At 34.5% G+C, this 19,733-nt stretch carries 19 protein-coding genes and 1 other RNA gene; all 20 read left to right on the top strand.

The annotated features are described in order from the left end of the window. The 20 genes from scfB (at position 1) to TKV_RS05585 (ending at position 19,698) form a co-directional block, all read left to right on the top strand. Positions 1 to 1,386 (top strand): thioether cross-link-forming SCIFF peptide maturase, encoded by a 1,386-nt coding sequence (scfB, locus tag TKV_RS05495; RefSeq protein WP_049685085.1) that lies wholly within the window; start codon positions 1 to 3, stop codon positions 1,384 to 1,386. Next, positions 1,367 to 1,924: a gamma carbonic anhydrase family protein gene (locus TKV_RS05500; protein WP_049685086.1), complete on the top strand. Its 558-nt coding sequence runs from the start codon at positions 1,367 to 1,369 to the stop codon at positions 1,922 to 1,924. The genes scfB and TKV_RS05500 overlap by 20 nt, the downstream gene beginning before the upstream one ends. Before the next feature lie 19 nt (positions 1,925 to 1,943). After that, positions 1,944 to 3,179 carry a protein translocase subunit SecD gene (secD, locus tag TKV_RS05505; protein WP_049685087.1) on the top strand — a complete coding sequence of 412 codons (1,236 nt, stop codon included), beginning with the start codon at positions 1,944 to 1,946 and terminating at the stop codon, positions 3,177 to 3,179. A gap of 12 nt (positions 3,180 to 3,191) precedes the next feature. Further along, positions 3,192 to 4,103 (top strand): protein translocase subunit SecF, encoded by a 912-nt coding sequence (gene secF / locus TKV_RS05510; RefSeq protein WP_049685088.1) that lies wholly within the window; start codon positions 3,192 to 3,194, stop codon positions 4,101 to 4,103. A gap of 81 nt (positions 4,104 to 4,184) precedes the next feature. Beyond that, positions 4,185 to 5,852 (top strand): 2-polyprenylphenol 6-hydroxylase, encoded by a 1,668-nt coding sequence (gene ubiB, locus TKV_RS05515; RefSeq protein ID WP_049685089.1) that lies wholly within the window; start codon positions 4,185 to 4,187, stop codon positions 5,850 to 5,852. 20 nt (positions 5,853 to 5,872) lie between these two features. After that, the gene (gene recJ, locus TKV_RS05520) at positions 5,873 to 8,308 is read left to right on the top strand and encodes a single-stranded-DNA-specific exonuclease RecJ (RefSeq protein WP_049686221.1); all 2,436 of its coding nucleotides are present in this window, start codon (positions 5,873 to 5,875) and stop codon (positions 8,306 to 8,308) included. Positions 8,309 to 8,321: 13 nt separating this feature from the next. Then, the gene (locus TKV_RS05525) at positions 8,322 to 8,843 is read left to right on the top strand and encodes an adenine phosphoribosyltransferase (RefSeq protein ID WP_049685090.1); all 522 of its coding nucleotides are present in this window, start codon (positions 8,322 to 8,324) and stop codon (positions 8,841 to 8,843) included. 45 nt (positions 8,844 to 8,888) lie between these two features. Beyond that, on the top strand, positions 8,889 to 11,048 hold the full coding sequence (locus TKV_RS05530; protein WP_049685091.1) for a RelA/SpoT family protein: 2,160 nt from the start codon (positions 8,889 to 8,891) through the stop codon (positions 11,046 to 11,048). A 14-nt stretch (positions 11,049 to 11,062) separates the two neighbouring features. Then, a complete protein-coding gene (dtd, locus tag TKV_RS05535) occupies positions 11,063 to 11,512 on the top strand; it encodes a D-aminoacyl-tRNA deacylase (RefSeq protein WP_049685092.1) in 450 nt (149 codons plus the stop codon). Positions 11,513 to 11,522: 10 nt separating this feature from the next. After that, a complete protein-coding gene (locus TKV_RS05540) occupies positions 11,523 to 12,155 on the top strand; it encodes an MBL fold metallo-hydrolase (RefSeq protein ID WP_049685093.1) in 633 nt (210 codons plus the stop codon). Positions 12,156 to 12,777: 622 nt separating this feature from the next. Beyond that, on the top strand, positions 12,778 to 14,034 hold the full coding sequence (gene hisS, locus TKV_RS05550) for a histidine--tRNA ligase (RefSeq protein WP_049685095.1): 1,257 nt from the start codon (positions 12,778 to 12,780) through the stop codon (positions 14,032 to 14,034). 15 nt (positions 14,035 to 14,049) lie between these two features. Then, positions 14,050 to 15,828, top strand: a complete 1,779-nt coding sequence (gene aspS / locus TKV_RS05555) for an aspartate--tRNA ligase (protein ID WP_049685096.1) — start codon at positions 14,050 to 14,052, stop codon at positions 15,826 to 15,828. Positions 15,829 to 15,893: 65 nt separating this feature from the next. Next, positions 15,894 to 16,075: non-coding RNA, 6S RNA (gene ssrS / locus TKV_RS12380), on the top strand. A gap of 17 nt (positions 16,076 to 16,092) precedes the next feature. Continuing rightward, the gene (locus TKV_RS05560; RefSeq protein ID WP_049685097.1) at positions 16,093 to 16,803 is read left to right on the top strand and encodes a tRNA threonylcarbamoyladenosine dehydratase; all 711 of its coding nucleotides are present in this window, start codon (positions 16,093 to 16,095) and stop codon (positions 16,801 to 16,803) included. Between the two features lie 76 nt (positions 16,804 to 16,879). Further along, a complete protein-coding gene (locus TKV_RS05565; protein ID WP_049685098.1) occupies positions 16,880 to 17,146 on the top strand; it encodes a metal-sensitive transcriptional regulator in 267 nt (88 codons plus the stop codon). Between the two features lie 102 nt (positions 17,147 to 17,248). Next, positions 17,249 to 17,575 carry a thioredoxin gene (gene trxA / locus TKV_RS05570; protein ID WP_049685099.1) on the top strand — a complete coding sequence of 109 codons (327 nt, stop codon included), beginning with the start codon at positions 17,249 to 17,251 and terminating at the stop codon, positions 17,573 to 17,575. A gap of 258 nt (positions 17,576 to 17,833) precedes the next feature. Then, positions 17,834 to 18,049, top strand: coding sequence for a hypothetical protein (locus TKV_RS05575; RefSeq protein WP_049685100.1), 216 nt, complete (start codon positions 17,834 to 17,836; stop codon positions 18,047 to 18,049). A gap of 16 nt (positions 18,050 to 18,065) precedes the next feature. Beyond that, on the top strand, positions 18,066 to 18,461 hold the full coding sequence (locus TKV_RS14260) for an alanine racemase (protein ID WP_236617439.1): 396 nt from the start codon (positions 18,066 to 18,068) through the stop codon (positions 18,459 to 18,461). Next, the gene (locus TKV_RS14265) at positions 18,458 to 19,051 is read left to right on the top strand and encodes a type III PLP-dependent enzyme domain-containing protein (protein ID WP_236617440.1); all 594 of its coding nucleotides are present in this window, start codon (positions 18,458 to 18,460) and stop codon (positions 19,049 to 19,051) included. Before TKV_RS14260 ends, TKV_RS14265 begins: the two co-directional genes overlap by 4 nt. Before the next feature lie 197 nt (positions 19,052 to 19,248). Further along, entirely contained in the window at positions 19,249 to 19,698 is a 450-nt protein-coding gene (locus TKV_RS05585; protein WP_049685101.1) for an RrF2 family transcriptional regulator, read from the top strand. Positions 19,699 to 19,733 lie beyond the last annotated feature (35 nt).

The following is a 19,733-nucleotide window of genomic DNA, read 5'->3' on the forward strand; positions in this document are numbered from 1 at the left end:
TTGTCAGAGTTAATGCATAAATTTAAAAGATTAGGAATGGATATTGTAGTAGATCCAGTTAGCGGATCTATACATGTGGTAGACGATATAACCTATGATATTTTGGACTTTTATGAAACTCATTCAAAAGAAGAAATTGTAAATATCCTTCAACATAAATACAAAAAAGAAGATATAATTGAAGCTATAGAGGAAATTGACGAGTTAAAAGAAAATGGCCTGTTATTTTCTGAAGACATATACAAGGATATTGCTGTATCAAGAAACGATTCTGTAATAAAAGCGATGTGCCTTAATGTCGCCCATGATTGTAATTTAAGGTGCAAGTATTGTTTTGCATCGACAGGAGATTTTAAAGGTGGCCGCAAATTGATGGATTTTGGAACGGGTAAAAAGGCAATTGATTTTTTAATAAAAAGCTCTGGTAAAAGACGAACAATTGAAGTTGACTTTTTTGGAGGAGAACCGCTTTTAAATTTTGAAGTAGTCAAGCAATTAGTAGAGTATGGAAAGGAAAAAGCAAGAGAAAATAAAAAAGTAATTAAATTTACAATAACAACTAATGCGGTTTTGTTAGATGATGAAAAAATAAAGTATTTTAATGAAAATTTTTCTAACGTAGTATTAAGCTTGGATGGGAGAAAAGAAGTAAATGACAACATGAGAGTTCGAGTGGACGGCAGCGGGACTTATGACACAATAGTTCCCAAAATAAAAAAATTTGTTGAGTCAAGAGGGAAGAAAGAATACTATGTAAGAGGGACTTTTACAGCAAAGAATTTAGATTTTGCCAATGATGTATTGCATATAGCAGACCTTGGCGTTTATGAAATATCAGTTGAACCAGTAGTTGAAAAAGAGGATACTTATTATACTTTAAAAGAAGAGCACTTGGAAACAATATTAGAAGAATATGACAGATTAGCTGAGGAATATATAAAAAGACAGGAGGAAGGAAGGCCTTTTTCTTTTTATCATTTTAAGGTGGATTTAGAAGGAGGACCATGCATTAAAAAAAGGCTTCAAGGTTGTGGTGCCGGTTTTGAATACGTGGTAGTGACTCCTGATGGAGATATTTACCCTTGTCATCAATTCGTTGGAATTGAAGAGTTTAAGTTGGGAAACCTTGATGAAGGCATCACAAATAAAGAATTGCAACAAAAGTTTATGGAAAGCGATATTTACAAAAGAGAAAAGTGTACAAAATGTTGGGCGAGATTTTATTGCAGTGGAGGTTGCTTTGCAAATAACTACAATATAAATGGTGACATTAATAAGCCTTATGAGTTATCTTGTGAAATGCAAAAAAGGCGTTTTGAAAATGCGATTGCCATAAAAGCATATCAAATGCTAAAGGGTGATGGTGATGATTATAAAGGAATATAAAGGTATGAAACCCAAAATAGATGATGAGGCGTATATAGCGGAAACAGCAGAGGTTATTGGAGATGTAGAAATAAAAAAAGATGCAAATATATGGTATGGGGCTGTGCTAAGAGGAGATATAGATAAAATAGTTGTTGGAGAAGGAACTAATATACAAGATAATTGCGTTGTACATGTTACAGAGGGACATCCCTGTTATATAGGAAATTACTGTACAATAGGACATGGGGCGATAGTCCATGCTTGCAAGATAGGAAATAATGTGCTAATAGGTATGGGGGCGATTATCTTAGATGATGCAGATATAGGAGATAATTGTATAATTGGAGCTGGTTCATTGGTAACAGGAAGTAAAAAGATTCCTGAGGGCAGTCTTGCTTTTGGGAGTCCTGCAAAAGTTATAAGGAAACTTACTCAAAAGGAAATTGAAAATATTCATCGTTCCTATGAACATTATGTAGAATTAGCAAAACTACATTTTTCTAACTTTGGGCAATTGACCGTTTACAATAAAAGTAATATAATAGAAAATAGTTAAACTACGAAGGAGGATTTGAATGAGAAGTAGAGGGTTTATCAAATTTTTTTCTGTAATTGTTATTGCAGCAGTAGTTGCATATGTGGCGTTTTTTGGAATAAATGCAGGTAATTACTCCATAAGTCCTGTACAAAAGCACATAAGATTAGGGTTAGATTTAAGAGGAGGCGTTTATGTATTAGAAGAAGCACAAGGTAATGTTACACAAGATGCGATAAATAAAGCTATTGCAGTCATAAGGAACAGGGTAGATGCTCTTGGTGTGACACAGCCTGTAATAAGTCAACAGGGGTCAAATAGAATTCGTGTAGAATTACCTGGCATGAATGACCCTGATAGGGCAATAGAGGTAATAGGTAAAACTGCTCAATTAAAATTTGTAGGTCCTGACGGTAAAGTGATATTGACAGGCGCTAATGTAAAAGACTCTAAAGCAGTATACGCTCAGACTCAAACAGGTGTGCAGCAACCAGAAGTTACGTTAGTACTTGATGCAGAGGGTACAAAGAAATTTGCAGAAGCAACACAAAAATTTTTAGGACAACCTATTGCGATACTTTTAGATGATAAGGTAATTTCTGCTCCTAAAGTAAATGACGTAATAACTACTGGAAATGCAGTCATTACAGGCTTGAAGGATTTTCAAGAAGCATCTGAATTAGCCACTCTTATAAGGGCAGGTTCTTTACCTGTCACATTGAAACCTATAGCCTACAGTTCTGTAGGTGCAACGTTAGGTCCGAGTGCTTTGAATGCTAGCTTAAAAGCTGGTATATACGGTACTTTACTGGTTATGTTGTTTATGATAGCTTTTTATAGATTACCTGGTTTTGTAGCAGACTTAGCCTTATTAATATATATATTAATAAACTTCATCGTTTATGCGTTATTTAATATAACATTAGATTTGCCAGGTATTGCAGGTTTCTTATTGTCAATAGGCATGGCTGTCGATACTAATATTTTAATTTTTGAAAGATTTAAAGAGGAATTGTGGGCAGGTAAAAGCATAAGACCTGCTTTAGATGCCGGCTTCGCGAAAGCTTTTAGGGCAGTATTTGATGCTAATATAACCACTATAATTGGAGCTATTATCCTTTTCTACTTGGGTTCAGGAAATGTTAAAGGATTTGCTTTAACACTTCTAATAGGTGTGACATCCAGCTTATTCACAGCTATAACTGTAACGAGATTTTTGTTGCATGCGCTTCTTGATATGGACTTGACAAAGAATATAAAACTTTATGGAGCATAGGAGGGGAATTGAGTGAACCAACATAGATTTCATATAGATGTCATTGGCAAAACGAAAATTTGGTTTGCGATATCAGGGATTATGATTTTAATTGGCGTAATAGCTATGCTTGTAAATGGATTTAATTGGGGAATAGATTTTACTGGCGGAACAATAATGGAGTTTAAAATTGGCAAATCTTTTGATACGAAGGATATAATTAAAATTTTAAACGAATATAAAGTTAAAGACTATCAAATTCAAAAAATAGGGGCAAAAGGTGATCATGTTTCAATAAAAACAAGTCCTATTTCCAATGAAACGCGGCTTTCAATAATAAAAGATATCGAAAAAAAGTACAACTTAACAGAAAATGACTTAATAATGTCACAGCAAGTTGGGCCTTCTTTAGGGGCAGAGATAAAATTCGGGATGGTATTGGCACTGGTAGTAGCTTCTCTAGTAATGCTTACTTATTTAGGCTTTAGATTTAATTTTGAAATGAGCTTGGCAGCGGTTGTTGGTTTACTTCATAATGTAATAATATTAATTTCTATATATGCTCTCTTTAAAATAACAGTTGACTCTCCTTTTATAGCAGCGGTTTTAACGGTATTTAGTTATTCTCTTCACGATACTATTGTAATTTTTGACAGAATAAGAGATAATTTAAAAAGTATGAGAAGATCTGATTATGCAGAAATTGCGAATGTGAGTATAAACCAGACTCTTACACGGTCGATAAACGTAGTTTTGACAGTATTGATCATGCTTGTCTTAATGTATTTCTTAGGGCCGAAAGCATTAAAAGATTTTGCATTGCCTTTACTTATTGGTATAACTTGGGGAGCGTATTCTTCAATATTTATTTCTACTCCTTTATGGGTATTGATTAAAAATAGAGAAAAGAGAAGAAAAACCTCTAATAAACCTGCAAAAGCTTAAGTTTAAATAATATAAAAAATATAGTGGCATAATATCTTTGCACAAGGTAGAATGCTACTATATTTTTATTGAGGTGAAGAGATGAACTTGTCTTTTATTTTTCGAAATAAAAATATCGCAAAAAGATATCGAGAAATATTAAGGATTTTGACTAAAAATGGATTTGGTTTTATTTCTGATATTTTGGTAAAAGGAGGCTATATTCCTTTCCACATCTTAAAAGGTCACGATTACATCGGAATTGGGGAAAGGGTTAGAAAAACTTTAGAGGAATTAGGTCCTACTTTTATAAAGATGGGTCAGCTTTTAAGTACAAGAGCTGACCTAATTCCTCATGATATTTTATTGGAACTTTCTAAGCTTCAAGATGAAGTAGTTCCAGAAAATTTTGAAGCAATTAAAAATATAATAGAATGCGAATTAAAAAGGAAAATATCGGATCTTTTTATGTATTTTGATGTTAACCCTATTGCCTCTGCTTCTATTGGACAAGTTTATCGAGCAACAACTAAAGAAGGAAAAGATGTGGTTGTCAAAGTTCAAAGGACAGACGTTTCATACAAGATTAATGCAGACATAATAATTTTAAAAAACATTGCTAAAATTTTAAATGACCGCATAATGGATTCGCCAGTAGACTTTGTTGAAATAATTGATGAACTGTCTGAATCTCTTCTCAACGAATTGGACTATACGCAAGAAGGAAATAATGCAGACCGCTTCAGAGAAAATTTCAAAAATGAAGATTACATTTACATACCTAAAGTTTACTGGGAATACACTACAAAGCGAATTCTTACAATGGAATACGTAGAAGGCATAAGTGTCAAAAATAAAGAATTGCTGATTCAAAAAGGCTTTGATTTAAAAAAGATTGCAAGAAATGGCGCATGGTCTATATTTTTACAAGTTTATGAGTTTGGCTTTTTCCATGGGGATCCTCATCCGGGGAACATCTTAATTACAAATGATGGTAAAATCTCTTACATCGATTTTGGTATAGTCGGTTATCTTGACAAATCAACAAGAGAAATGATAATTGACCTTTTTAAGGCTTTTGCAGAAAATGACACTGAAGAAGTGATAGGAGTTTTGTCGGATATAGGCGCTATAAGGCCAGAGACTAATTTGAGAAGTCTTAAATCTGACTTAAACCACATCATCAATTATTTTTACAATACTCCGCTTAAAAATATAAATATGAACGATTCTATGAGAAGGATAATGTCAACAGTTTACAAGCATAGGCTAATTTTGCCTTCAGAATTTACCTTGCTTCTCAGATCTTTGGCAACAATTGAGGGAGTAGGAACGAGCTTAGATCCCGATTTTAGCATTTCTAATGTAGCAAAAGATTTTGTAAAACAAGTATATTTGAGAAACATCAGCGTAACAAAAATATTAAAAGAAAATTCAAAAGACCTACATAAAGCGATAGTAGTATTGAGAAAACTTCCTTATAAAATTCAGAATATAATGACAAAACTCATAAAAGATGACATAAAAGTGAGAATAAATATCGATGAAAGCGAAAGCATGAGATACGACTTGAATATAATGATAAATAAAGTGATTGTAAGTATTATAGCTTCTGCTTTAATTGTAGGGTCTTCGTTAGTTTTGACTTCTCAAGGAGGATATAAAATTTTCGGCTATAATGCCATTGGTTTTTTTGGATATGTAATTGCTTCACTTTTATGTATGTGGGTATTTTATCGCATTTTCATAATCGAGAGGAGAAAAAAGTAGAAGGATTTGCGGGTGATTTGATGCCAAAAATATATAGATGGGTTTTTAAAAACGAAAAAGACCCACAGACTACCGATAAAATTCAGCAACTATATGGTCTGCCAAGAGTAGTTGCTGAAATACTTTCTTCAAAAGTTGGAGCAGAAGAAGTTAATGCTTTTTTAAACCCCACTTTAAAAGATTTGCATTCACCTTTTTTATTAAAAGGAATAAAAGAGGCAAAAGAATTGATACAAAAACACGTCTATTTACACAATCGAATCACAATTTATGGAGATTATGATGTGGATGGAATTACCGCTACTTCTGTATTGTACATGACTTTAAAAAAATTAGGTGCAAATGTTGATTATTATATACCAGAGCGATTGACAGAAGGTTATGGAATAAATGAAGAGGCGATAGATAAAATTGCTTCCCAGGGTTCTAAATTAATAGTTACTGTAGATTGTGGCATAACTTCTGTTGAGGAAGTAAAAAGAGCAAAAACTCTGGGAATGGATGTAATAATTACTGACCATCACAGTGTGCCCAAAAAAATACCTGAAGCAAATGTGGTAATAAATCCCCATTTGCCTGATATTAAATATCCTTTTTGTGACCTTGCAGGGGTAGGAGTTGCTTTCAAACTTTGCGAAGCTCTTATTGGGAAAGAAGCCTATGAGTTTTTGGATATCGTTGCGATTGGTACGATCGCTGATATTGTACCTTTAATAGGAGAGAATAGAGTAATTGTGAAAGAAGGGTTAAAAGTTTTAAATAAGACGAACAACATGGGTCTAAAAGCTCTTATAAAAGTTTCTGGAATAGAAAACATGCTAATTGATGAGTATCACGTGGGATTTATTTTAGCTCCAAGGTTTAATGCTGCAGGAAGACTGAAAAGTGCAGAAGCAGGTGTGAGATTATTAATAAGTGAGAATGAAAAAGAGGCACAAGAGATAGCAGAGTATTTAAATAATGAAAATGCGACAAGGCAACAGATAGAAAGTCGAATACTTCAGGAAGCAATTAAAAAAGTAGAGGAAAGCATTGATTTAAAAAACGAAAAAGTAATTGTCCTGTGGGATGAAAATTGGCATCCTGGCGTTATAGGAATTGTTGCTTCAAGAATTACAGAAAGGTATTTTAGGCCTTCAATTCTCATAAGTTTGAATGAAGGGGGAGGAAAAGGTTCAGCGCGAAGTATAGAAGGATTTAATTTGTATAATGCATTAGATTATTGTAAAGATTATTTAATAAAGTATGGCGGCCATGAAATGGCTGCAGGTATAATTATTGACAAAAATAATATAGAGGCTTTTAAAAGAGAAATAAATAAATATGCAGACAATATTCTTACTGAAATTGATTTAATTCCTGTAATAAAAATAGATGCCAGTGTAAAAAATGACAAAATAGACATTGAGACGGCTAAAAAAATTCAAATGTTTAAACCTTTTGGAAATAGTAACCCGCGTCCCACTTTTTTGCTGGACAATCTGACGGTTAGCAAAGTATTTAGTTTAGATGGAGACAAGCACATAAAAATCATAGCTCAAAAAAACAAAAATTTTTATGAGCTTATGCTTTTCGATGCAAAAGAGGAAAAAGATAAAATAAAAGTTGGAAGTGTAATTGATGTAGTCGGAAGCATTGAACTTAACAGCTGGAATGGTATAGAATCAGTAGTAATAAACGTAAAGGACATAAAGACAAAACCGCCCTTACTCTTTTATTACAAGAGCTTGGGCGAGATGTTGACAGAATATAGGATTAAAGAAAATGACAAATATACAAAATCAGCTGTTATAATTGACAGGCGAGGAATACGCAACAAATGCGAATACGTCCTTAAACTTTTTAAAGAAAACAGTAAAACGGTTGTTTTAGTTAACACTGTAGTACAGATGAAGTCTTTAATTAGATACCTGAAAAGAGAGAGATTTGTGGATTTTTCTTTGTGCAGTAGATATTGTGAAAAAGACAAGGCTATAATATTTCTTCCCAATTACTTAAAATCTTTAAATTATTACGACAACATAGTTTTCTACGATATACCTTTTAAAAAAGAGATATTTTATAACATTGTTTCCATGTGCGAAGGGAAGAAAATACATTTAATATTCGGACCTGATGACATTTACTATAATTTAAAATCTTTTGAAGAAATTTTTCCTGAAAGAAAGGATTTTGTCAAACTCTATAGATTTATAGAAGAGGGAAACACTATCTTATTCAAGGATTATATGTACCATCAACTAGATTTAAATCCTGTTAAATCTCTCTTTTGTATAAATGCGATGAAAGAAATAGGATTGATAAATGTCAAAGAAAGTGATAATATTTTTATGTTAAGTAAAAATTCTGTTTCTAAAAAGGTAAATATTGAACAAACTCGAGTAATGCGACAAATACTTTTGACTAAAAAAGAGTTTATTGAATTTGCCAAGTTTATTGTCAGCCAGAAATTTTAAGGAGGTTTTTGCAATGACACTGGAAGAAATTAAAATGATGATTAGGGAAATACCTGATTTTCCAAGAAAAGGGATAAAATTCAAGGACATTACACCAGTTTTAAAGGATGCTAAAGTTTTTAACTATTCCATAGAAATGTTGGCTAAAGCGTTAGAAGGAAGAAAGTTTGACCTTATAGCTGCACCGGAGGCAAGGGGATTTTTGTTCGGTGCCCCACTGGCCTACAGATTAGGAGTAGGATTTGTTCCTGTGAGAAAACCGGGAAAACTTCCTGCAGAAACATTAAGCTATAAGTACGAATTAGAATACGGAACTGATTCACTCGAAATACACAAAGATGCTGTTTTAGAAGGGCAAAGGGTTGTAATTGTAGATGATTTATTAGCTACAGGTGGGACAATTTATGCTTCTGCAAAACTTGTTGAGAGTTTGGGCGGAATAGTAGATTCTATAATTTTCCTGACAGAATTAACTTTCTTGGATGGTAGAAAAAAACTTGACGGATATGATATAATTTCATTAATAAAGTTTTAATTTATTAAGTGGCTTAAAGCCACTTTAATTATAAGGTGTGAGAATATGGTGGAGAAAATAGTACAGAGAATAAAAAAATATATGGGGAAAGATGTAAACTTAGATTTGATATATAAAGCTTATGACTTTGCCGTGAATGCACACAACGGCCAGACGAGAAATTCTGGTGAACCTTATATAGTGCATCCGGCAGAAGTTGCTTATATTCTGGCTGATTTGGAACTTGACCTTACCACTATCGCTGCAGGGCTTTTGCACGATGTGATAGAGGATACGGTTGTGACTTATGAACAAATATTGGAAAATTTTGGGCAAGAAATTGCTGACTTAGTAGATGGTGTGACAAAGCTTGGCAAAATAGAGTATAAAACGAAAGTGGAACAACAGGCTGAAAACATGAGAAAGATGCTCATAGCAATGGCAAAAGATATAAGAGTAATACTTATAAAACTGGCTGACAGGCTCCACAACATGAGGACACTTAAATATTTGCCTCCTGACAAACAAAAAGAAAAAGCAGAAGAAACTTTGGAAATTTATGCTCCTATTGCACATCGTTTAGGAATATCAAAAATAAAGTGGGAATTAGAAGATTTGTGTTTAAGGTATTTGCACCCAGATGAGTATTATGACCTTGTAGAAAAAGTTGCTGCAAAAAGAAAAGAAAGAGAAGAGTTTATACAAAATATCATAAGCACTATTAAAAGCAAATTGAAAGAAATTGGAATACAGGCAGAGGTAGACGGACGGCCTAAGCATTTTTACAGTATATATAAAAAGATGAAGACACAGAATAAAACATTTGAACAGATTTACGATTTGATGGCAGTAAGGATAATCGTAAATACCATAAAAGATTGTTACGGAGCCTTAGGAATTGTTCACACCTTATGGAAACCGATTCCCGGAAGATTTAAAGATTATATTGCAATGCCAAAACCAAATATGTACCAATCGCTTCATACTACAGTTATAGGTCCTAATGGTGAGCCTTTTGAAATACAAATAAGGACGTGGGAAATGCATAAAACTGCAGAATACGGTATTGCAGCTCATTGGAAGTACAAAGAGGGAAAGACAACAGAAGATGAATTTGACGCAAAACTTTCCTGGCTGCGTCAGCTTTTGGAGTGGCAGAAAGAATTAAAAGATGCCAAAGAGTTTATGGAAACTCTAAAGATTGACCTTTTTACAGACGAGGTTTTTGTCTTTACTCCTAAGGGGGATGTCATAAATCTGCCAGCGGGATCTACTCCTATTGACTTTGCGTACAGCATACACACCGAAATTGGTCATCGTTTAAATGGCGCCAAGGTAAACGGCAAAATAGTGCCTATAAATTATCAATTAAAAAATGGGGACATTGTAGAGATACTGACTACTCCCAATAAAGACAGAGGCCCTAGCCGAGACTGGCTTCAAATTGTTAAAAGCTCTCAAGCCAGAAACAAAATCAGGCAGTGGTTTAAAAAGGAAAAAAGAGAAGAAAACATTGCACGTGGAGAAGAGATGCTGGAAAGAGAGCTAAGGCGTCATGGCATTCAGCCTGCCATGATAAGAAGTGAAGTATGGGAAGAAGTCCTTAAAAAGTTAAATATCCACACAATGGATGACTTATACGCGACAATTGGATATGGTGGTTTGACTTTAAATCAGGTTATACCGAGGATTAAAGAAGAAATCAAAAAGTCCCAAAAAGAAGTGAGTTTAAAAGCTGTTGCACCTGATAAAACCGGTAAGAAAAAAGACAAAGTTGGTGGAATGGGCATCATTGTAAAAGGAGTAGACAATGTGATGGTGAGATTTGCAAAATGTTGCTCACCTGTCCCAGGCGATGAAATAATAGGTTATGTGACTAAAGGGCGTGGTATTTCTATACACAGAAAGGATTGTCCTAATATCAAAGATTATGTCTTTGATAGGAATAAAATCGTGGAAGTTGAATGGGAACAAGGTAAGAATATTGCATATCAAGCTGATATACAAATTATGGCTAGTGACAGATTTGGACTGCTAACAGAGGTTACCGGTGTTCTCGCGGATGTAAAAATTGCTGTAAAAGCTGTTAATGCAAGGACTACCAGAGACAATATTGCAATTATAAATCTAACATTGGAAATCACATCGAAAGAACAATTGGAAAAGATTATGAATAAATTAAAGGCTTTAGAAGGGGTAATGGATGTCTACAGATTAAGTGCGTAATAGAGGTGATTTTGTTGAGAGCTGTTGTTCAAAGGGTGACTCGCGGAGAAGTAAGTGTAGATGGCCAAGTGATAAGTTCAATAGGGAAGGGATTTGTTGTTTTAGTAGGTATTTCTGTTGATGATACAGAAGAAGACGTAGGCTATATGGCGGATAAAATAGTAAATTTGCGTGTTTTTGAAGATGAAAAGGGAAAAATGAATTTATCTCTTTTGGATGTAGGAGGGGAAATACTCCTCGTTTCTCAATTTACTTTGTTTGGAGATGTGAGAAAAGGAAGAAGGCCTAATTTTATGATGGCTCAAAACCCAGAGGAGGCTTTAAAGTTTTTTAATTTATTGGTTCAGGAGATTGAAAAGCGCGGTGTAAGTGTCAAAACAGGTAAATTCCAAGCAATGATGAAAGTTTTAATTGAAAACGACGGACCTGTGACCATACTTATTGATTCTAAAAAAATATTTTAGGAGTGAGTTTATGAAAATACAAAAATATGTTGTAGGACTTTATGGAGTTAACTGCTATATTGTTTTTGATGAAGAAAGCGGTGAAGCAATCGTTATAGACCCGGGAGAAAATGCATCTGAAATATACAAGTATATTGAGTCCAACAATTTGAAAGTAAAATATATTTTGCTCACCCATGGCCACTTTGACCACATTGGAGGGGTAGAAGAGTTAAGAAAGCTAACCCAAGCAAAAATTGCCATTTCTAAAGAAGACTCTCCCATGCTTTTAAATGAGAATTTAAATTTATCTGAGATGGTCTATAAAAAAATTCTATGCAGTCCAGCAGATATTTTATTAAATGATGGTGATACTTTATCTTTTGGAAAATACAGAGTAGAAGTCATACACACCCCAGGGCACACAAAGGGCGGAGTGTGTTTTAAAATAGGCAATGTCTGTTTTACAGGAGATACACTTTTTAAAGGCTCTATAGGAAGATACGATTTTCCAGGAGGAGATTTTGCTACTTTGATGGACTCTATAAAAAATAAGCTTTTAGTTTTGGGAGACGATGTCTTGATATACCCCGGTCATGGCGATTCTTCAACTATTGGTAATGAAAAGAGACTTAATATGTTTTTAAGGGATTTGATGGAGTGAAAAAGCAAGAAGACCTTCAAAATTATAGTTCTTCTTTAATTTTTTGCAATATGCTTTTTAATGTTTCTATTTCTTGGGGAGAGAGTTTTTCAAAAATTGGCTGTAAAACTTTCATTCTAAAGTCTACTAAATGTTTATATATATCTTCTCCTTTTTTTGTTAAAGGAATTTGTATTTTTTTTCTATCTTCTAAATCAAAGTTCGAAATTGTTTTGTCAATAGTTGGGGGAATATTAGAAAAATATAAAAAAAGACATTGTAGAACAATGCCCAATTAGCAATAAAAATGTAAAAGATAATTGTGATTGACAGTTAACAATGATATAATGTATAATATCAAATAAAATGGAGGATAAAATGCGATGACTAGGAGAGTAGCAATAGCAGGTATACAGGGAGAAGATACCGCGATTGAGAGTATCTTTATACTTCATGCTATTGTGAAAGACACCTGTGAGCAGACCAGTCGATAATGTAGGCTGTGTCCGTGAACCTGCGTTAAGGGAATGAGTCCAAATCAGGGTGGCACCACGGGATTTAACCTCTCGTCCCTGCAATCATTGCAGACGAGGGGTTTTTAAATGTATATAGTTTTTGTAAAAATGTAAAAGGAGATGGTGAAATGCTAACAAAGGCGCCGAGAGGGACAAAGGACGTTCTTCCTTCCGAATCTTATAAATGGCAATATATAGAAGGGTTTATAAGGGAGATATGTGATGTCTACGATTTTAAAGAGATAAGAACCCCCGGTTTTGAACATACAGAGTTGTTTTTAAGAGGAGTAGGAGAGTCAACTGACATTGTGAGAAAAGAGATGTACACTTTTACTGATAAGGGCGGAAGAAGTATTACCTTAAAACCAGAAGGTACTTCTCCTGCTGTAAGAGCTTTTATAGAACATAATTTGTATGCTGAGACACAGCCTACCAAATTGTATTATATAACTCCTGTTTACAGATATGAAAGGCCCCAATCTGGAAGGCTCAGAGAGCATCACCAATTTGGTGTCGAGATGTTTGGCGCTAAAAGCGCTTCTGCGGATGCAGAAGTGATAAGTGTTGCTATGACACTCTTAAAAAAATTGGGACTTAATAATTTGGAACTTAGAATAAACAGCGTTGGATGTCCTGTTTGTAGGAAAAATTACAATAAGGTATTAAAGGAATTTTTAAAAGAAAATTTGGAATATCTCTGCGATGATTGCAAAGTGAGGTATGAGATAAATTCTTTGAGGGTATTAGATTGTAAAGTAGAAAGTTGCCAGAGGATAACCAAAGATGCGCCTCTTATTACGGATTATTTGTGTGATGACTGCAAAAACCACTTTGAGGAATTGCAAAAGTATCTAGATGTAATGGGATATAATTATATAGTTGACCCGAGAATTGTAAGAGGACTTGACTATTATACCAAAACAGCTTTTGAAATAATTTCAAAAGACATTGGAGCTCAAGGGACTGTATGTGGTGGAGGCAGATATGATGGCCTTATAGAGGAATGCGGCGGCCCTTCTATGCCTGGAGTAGGTTTTGGAATGGGATTGGAAAGACTTTTACTTACGTTAGAACAAAACGGGATTGAGATTCCAAAACCTGAAGGTGTTGATTTGTTTATAGCCTATATAGGGGAAGAAGCAAAATGGTACACTTTTGCTCTTGCAAATAAATTGCGTTTTAACGGCTTAAAAGTTGAAAGGGATAATATGGACAGAAGCTTAAAAGCTCAAATGAAATATGCAAATAAACTTAATGCTAAATTTGCTATTGTAATAGGAGAAGAAGAGATGAAGGAAAATAAAGTAAAATTAAAAAACATGAGAGACGGAAGCGAAGTAGAAATAAAAATTGATGAGATAGAACAAAGGATAAAAAATATATAAAACGGAGGGAGTTAAATGGGAGAACAATTAAAAGGACTTAAAAGAACGCACATGTGTGGAGAATTGACAGTTGAGGATGTAGATAAATCTGTCGTAGTTATGGGTTGGGTGCAAAGGAGAAGAGACCACGGAGGTCTTGTGTTTATAGATTTAAGAGATAGAACAGGCATTGTGCAAGTGGTTTTTAGCAATGAAGTTTCCTCTGAAGCCTTTGAAAAAGTGCAAAGTGTGAGAAGTGAGTACGTCCTTGCAATAGAAGGAAAGGTTGTAAAGAGAGCTCCAGAAAATGTAAATCCAAAAATTTCTACAGGAGAAATTGAAATATATGCTAATACTTTAAAGATTTTGAGTAAATCTGATACACCACCTTTCCCAATAGAAGATAGAAGCAATGTATCGGAAGCTATAAGGCTAAAATACCGATATTTGGATTTGAGAAGGCCTTCAATGCAGAAAAATTTAATGACTCGCTTTCAAATAACAAAAGTTGTTCGGGACTTTTTAAACAGAAACGGTTTTATAGAGATCGAAACACCTCTTTTAATTAAAAGTACGCCAGAAGGAGCGAGGGATTATCTCGTTCCCAGCAGAATTTATCCTGGCAAATTTTATGCACTGCCGCAATCTCCGCAGTTGTTTAAACAGTTGCTTATGATTTCAGGTTTTGACAAATACTATCAGATAGCTAAATGTTTGAGGGACGAAGATTTAAGAGCCGATAGGCAGCCTGAGTTTACACAAATAGACATAGAGATGTCCTTTGTAGAAGTGGAGGATGTTTTGGAAATTAACGAAAGAATGATTGCTGAAATATTTAAAGAGACCTTAAACATTGAAGTTCCACTTCCATTTAAGAGATTATCTTATCAAGAAGCTCTAGAAAGATATGGAACTGACAAGCCAGACTTGAGGTTTGGGATGGAACTTAGAGATTTATCCGACATAGTATTTCAATCTGAATTTAATGTGTTTAAGACTGCTCTAAAGAATAATGGCTCTGTGAGAGGGATAAATGCAAAAGGTGCAGCTTCAATGCCAAGAAGGCAGCTGGATGAATTGGTGGAGTTTGTAAAAGCCTATGGAGCTAAAGGACTTTTATGGATACAAGTTTTTGAAGATGAGGTAAAGTCTCCTGCTGCTAAATTTTTGAGCGAAGAAGAAATGAAAGGAATACTTGGAAGGCTTGATGCAAAGGCTGGAGACTTAATATTGATTGTGGCGGACAAAAATGAAATTGTTTTTGATGCTTTAGCTCACCTGCGATTAGAACTTGGCAAGCGTCTCAATTTGATAGACGAAAGCAAATATGAATTTTTGTGGGTAGTGGATTTTCCTCTACTGGAGTACGATGAAGAAGAGAAAAGATATGTTGCAAAACATCATCCCTTTACGGCTCCCAAGGATGAGGATATAGGCCTTCTTGAAAAAGAGCCTTTAAAAGTCAGGGCGAAGGCTTATGACATAGTTTTAAATGGTGTGGAAATTGGCGGGGGTAGTATAAGAATACACGATACCGAACTGCAAAAGAGGATGTTTAAAGTGTTAGGTTTCAGCGAAGAAAAAGCATGGGAGAGATTTGGATTTTTAATGGAGGCTTTTAAATACGGTGCCCCTCCTCATGGTGGAATAGCCTATGGGTTGGACAGACTTGCAATGCTCATAACAGGAAGTGATACCATAAGAGATGTAATTGCTTTTCCAAAGACTCAAAATGCTGTATGTTTGATGACAGATGCGCCTTCAGAAGTGTCTGAAGACCAGCTAAAAGAATTGCATATAAAGATAGACCTATAAACGTTTACCAGTTGAAAAACAGAGGCTTTTGTGATATTATTTTAATAGAAAAGTGAATAAAATTTAAGACCCTGTGGTGTGCGTGAAAATCGGTGAAAGTTTTGAGCCAACACCAATAATAAGGGAGCCTGGGCTTTGGCAGTGGAATATAAGCCGTCTTTGAACGGACATATGAAGCTGCCAAGAGGGCACCCACGTTGTGAGGCCGGGTTCAAAACAACCGTAGGCACGGCACTATGGGGTTTTTTTATGGAGGAGTATTAAATGCATAGTTTTTCGAGGACACAACTTTTAATTGGAAAAGAAGGACTTTTAAAATTAAAAAATAGCACTGTTGCTGTCTTTGGAATAGGTGGAGTGGGCTCTTTTGCTGTTGAGGCTTTAGTAAGAGCAGGAGTTGGTAAATTGGTTTTAATAGATGGCGATAACGTATGTGTTACAAATATAAACAGGCAAATACACGCTACCACTCATACAATAGGTAAACCTAAAGTTGATGTAATGAAAGAGAGGATATTAGAGATAAATCCAGAAGCACAAGTTTTGACTTTTAAAGAGTTTTATCCTGGTGAAAATAGTGATAAACTGTTATCAAAAGAATATGATTATGTAATTGATGCAATTGACAGAGTGTCTTCAAAAGTGGATTTAATAGTAAAATGTAATTTATTAAGTATACCTATAATCAGCAGCATGGGGGCTGGAAATAAATTAGACCCTACAAAATTTGAAGTGGCAGATATTTATCAAACAAGTGTATGTCCTTTGGCAAAGGTGATGAGGAGAGAACTGAAAAAGAGGGGTATTAAATCTTTAAAAGTGGTATATTCTAAAGAAGAACCAATAAAAAATTTTTATGAAAGTGAAGAAAATGAAATCTCATCAAAACCAGTACCCGGCAGTATTTCCTTTGTGCCTTCTGTTGCTGGGCTAATACTTGCTGCAGAAGTAGTGAAAGATTTATTAAAAAAATAATAAAAGACTATTGACAGACCTGCTAAAAAATTTTATACTATTTACTAGATACCCCAGTGGGGCTGGGAGGTATAGTATGTATCAAGAGAGTAAAGAAGATTTGTTGAGAAGGCTTAAAAAAATCGAAGGACAAGTAAAAGGCATACAAAAAATGATTGAAAAAGATGCATACTGTGTTGATGTATTGGTGCAAGTGGCTGCTGTAAGGTCTGCTATAAACAGCGTGGGGAAAATTCTTCTCAAAAGTTACACTATTGAGTGTGTGAAAGGTGCAATGTGCACTGAGAAACAGGATGACATGATAGATGAATTGGTGAACACTTTTATAAAATTTATGAAATAGTTGTAAGAGTTAGATTTTGCGAGCAATTTGTTTTATAATAAATGTATAAAGCAATTGCTTTTTATAAAAATAAAAATGAAATAAAAGTATAGGAGTGGTTTTATGGCAGAATTAGTTATTACACTTGAAAATTTTGAAGAAGAAGTTGTAAATTCAGATGTACCAGTCTTGATAGACTTCTGGGCTGAATGGTGTATGCCTTGTAGGATGGTGTCTCCAATAATTGACGAATTAGCAAAAGAGTATGAAGGTAAAATCAAAGTTGGAAAAATTAATGTAGACGACGAAAATGAACTGGCAATGAAATTCAGAATAATGAGCATACCAACGATAGGACTTTTTAAAAACGGCAAGATGGTAGACAAGATAATAGGTGCAAGACCGAAAGCAGATTTCGTAAAATTCATAGAAAGACATCTGCAAAATTAAAAAATCCTGCGCAATGCAGGATTTTTTAATTTTGGCGTCTGAATAAATATAAGAAGAATTGTTTAATTTTCCTAAAAATTAAGAAAATCGTAACATAATGAGGCATACTCTCGCAAAACAAAGAAAACCCTATGTTTAATAGGGTTTTCTTTGTTTTTTAAAGGGTGGGAAGGCTTTTATTTAGCATAAGTAAATGTATACAAAATAGATAGAAAAAATTTTTCGAGGTGATAGAATGGAAAATATTAGAGTACTAATATGGGGCTTGGCGCGATGGGAAGCGGCATCGCAAAGATGGTGCTTTCTAAAAAGAGAATGGAAATAGTTGGAGCTATTGATACTGACCCTAACAAAGTGGGAAAAGATTTAAATGAAATTTTAGGGACGAATTTTAAACCTGTAGCTTGTGGTGTGTTATCGGAAAAATACCCTGGTGAAGCCTTAAAGTTAATTAAAAATAGCTTTGGCATTTAGAAATGGGGGAGATTAAGTGTATCCCTTGTTGAGAATAAACTTAGAAAAACTTCGAGAAAACACACAAACTATCGTTAATCTGTGTGAAAAGAGAAAAATAAAAGTGGTAGGGGTGACAAAAGTTTTTTGTGCTATTCCACAAGTAGCAGAAGTGATGGTAAAAGGTGGAGTGGATATTTTAGGGGATTCACGAATCAAAAATTTAAAAAAATTGCAACACATCCCGGTACCTAAAATGCTTTTGCGCATCCCTATGAAAAGTGAAGTAGAAGAAGTCATAAAATATGCAGATATAAGCCTAAACTCTGAAGTAGATACAATAAAAAGCCTGTCAGAAGAAGTTGTAAAACAGGGGAAAATTCATGACATAATATTAATGGTAGACCTTAAAAAGGTGTTGGCACTAATTTGACCTGCTATGGGTCAGTTATACCTACGCCGGATATCTTAGAAGACCTTGTGGAAATAAAAAATTCTATCAATAAAAAGTTTAACTTAAACTTAGACGTAGTTTCAGGGGGGAATTTTAGTAGTTTGTACTTGGTTCAAAACGGTCTCATACCGCGAGGGATAAATCAATTGAGAATAGGCGAGGCGATTGTTTTAGGGAGAGAAACAGCCTTTGGAGATAGAATTCCTCATACCCATGATGATGTATTTACGTTGGAAGCCCAAATAGTGGAATTAAAACAAAAACCGTCTCTTCCAAAAGGTATATTAGGAATGGACGCTTTTAGGGAAAGACAAGTTTATGTAGACAGAGGAATCATGAAAAGAGCCATTCTTGCTATAGGTCGGCAAGATGTAAATATAAACGACCTTATCTCGATAGACAATAAAATTGAATTAATAGGCTCCAGCAGCGACCATTTGATTGTAAATGTCACAAATTGTACTTACCCATACAAAGTGGGAGATGTAATAAAGTTTAAACTTAGGTATGGTGGCATTTTATCTTGTTCTACATCTGAATATGTAGAGAAAGTCATTGATGAGGCATAAAAAAATTTTATGCCTTACTTTTTTATTGAGAAAAAAGATGATGGATTGATATAATGATTTAGGGGGTATTTTAAACATTTATGCCTTCATGTAACAGACTAATACAAAAAAGAATTTGCAGTTGACAATTACTTTTTTAAGTGGTATTCTTTTTATTGAAATCCGAGCTGAATAGTAGGAATTAGGGGTGGATAATCGTGAAACTTTCCACGAAGGGTAGATACGGGATACAGGCGATGTTTGAATTAGCACTTTATTATGGAGAAGGACCCATCTCTTTAAAGACGATCGCAGAAAATGAAGGGCTTTCTGAACATTACCTTGAACAGCTCATTGCAATACTTAGGAAGGCTGAACTTGTAAAAAGTGTTAGAGGAGCACAAGGAGGATACATGTTGGCGGCTCCTCCTGATAAGATAACTGTTGGAGATGTGATAAGGACATTGGAAGGTTCACTGGCTCCAGCAGATTGCGTTGTGGAAGATACGCCTTTTGAGTGCAGTAGAGCAGGAGGTTGTCCTACAAAGTTAGTGATGGAAAGGATAAGAGACAGCATAAATAAAGTTATTGACTCTATTACGTTACAAGATATGGTAGATGATTACAGACGATTAAATCAAAAAAGTTCTTTTATGTATTACATTTAAGGGAATAATAATTTTAGGACTTTTAAAGGAGGATT

This window comes from Thermoanaerobacter kivui (assembly GCF_000763575.1).
In the GTDB taxonomy this organism is placed as follows: Bacteria; Bacillota; Thermoanaerobacteria; order Thermoanaerobacterales; family Thermoanaerobacteraceae; genus Thermoanaerobacter; species Thermoanaerobacter kivui.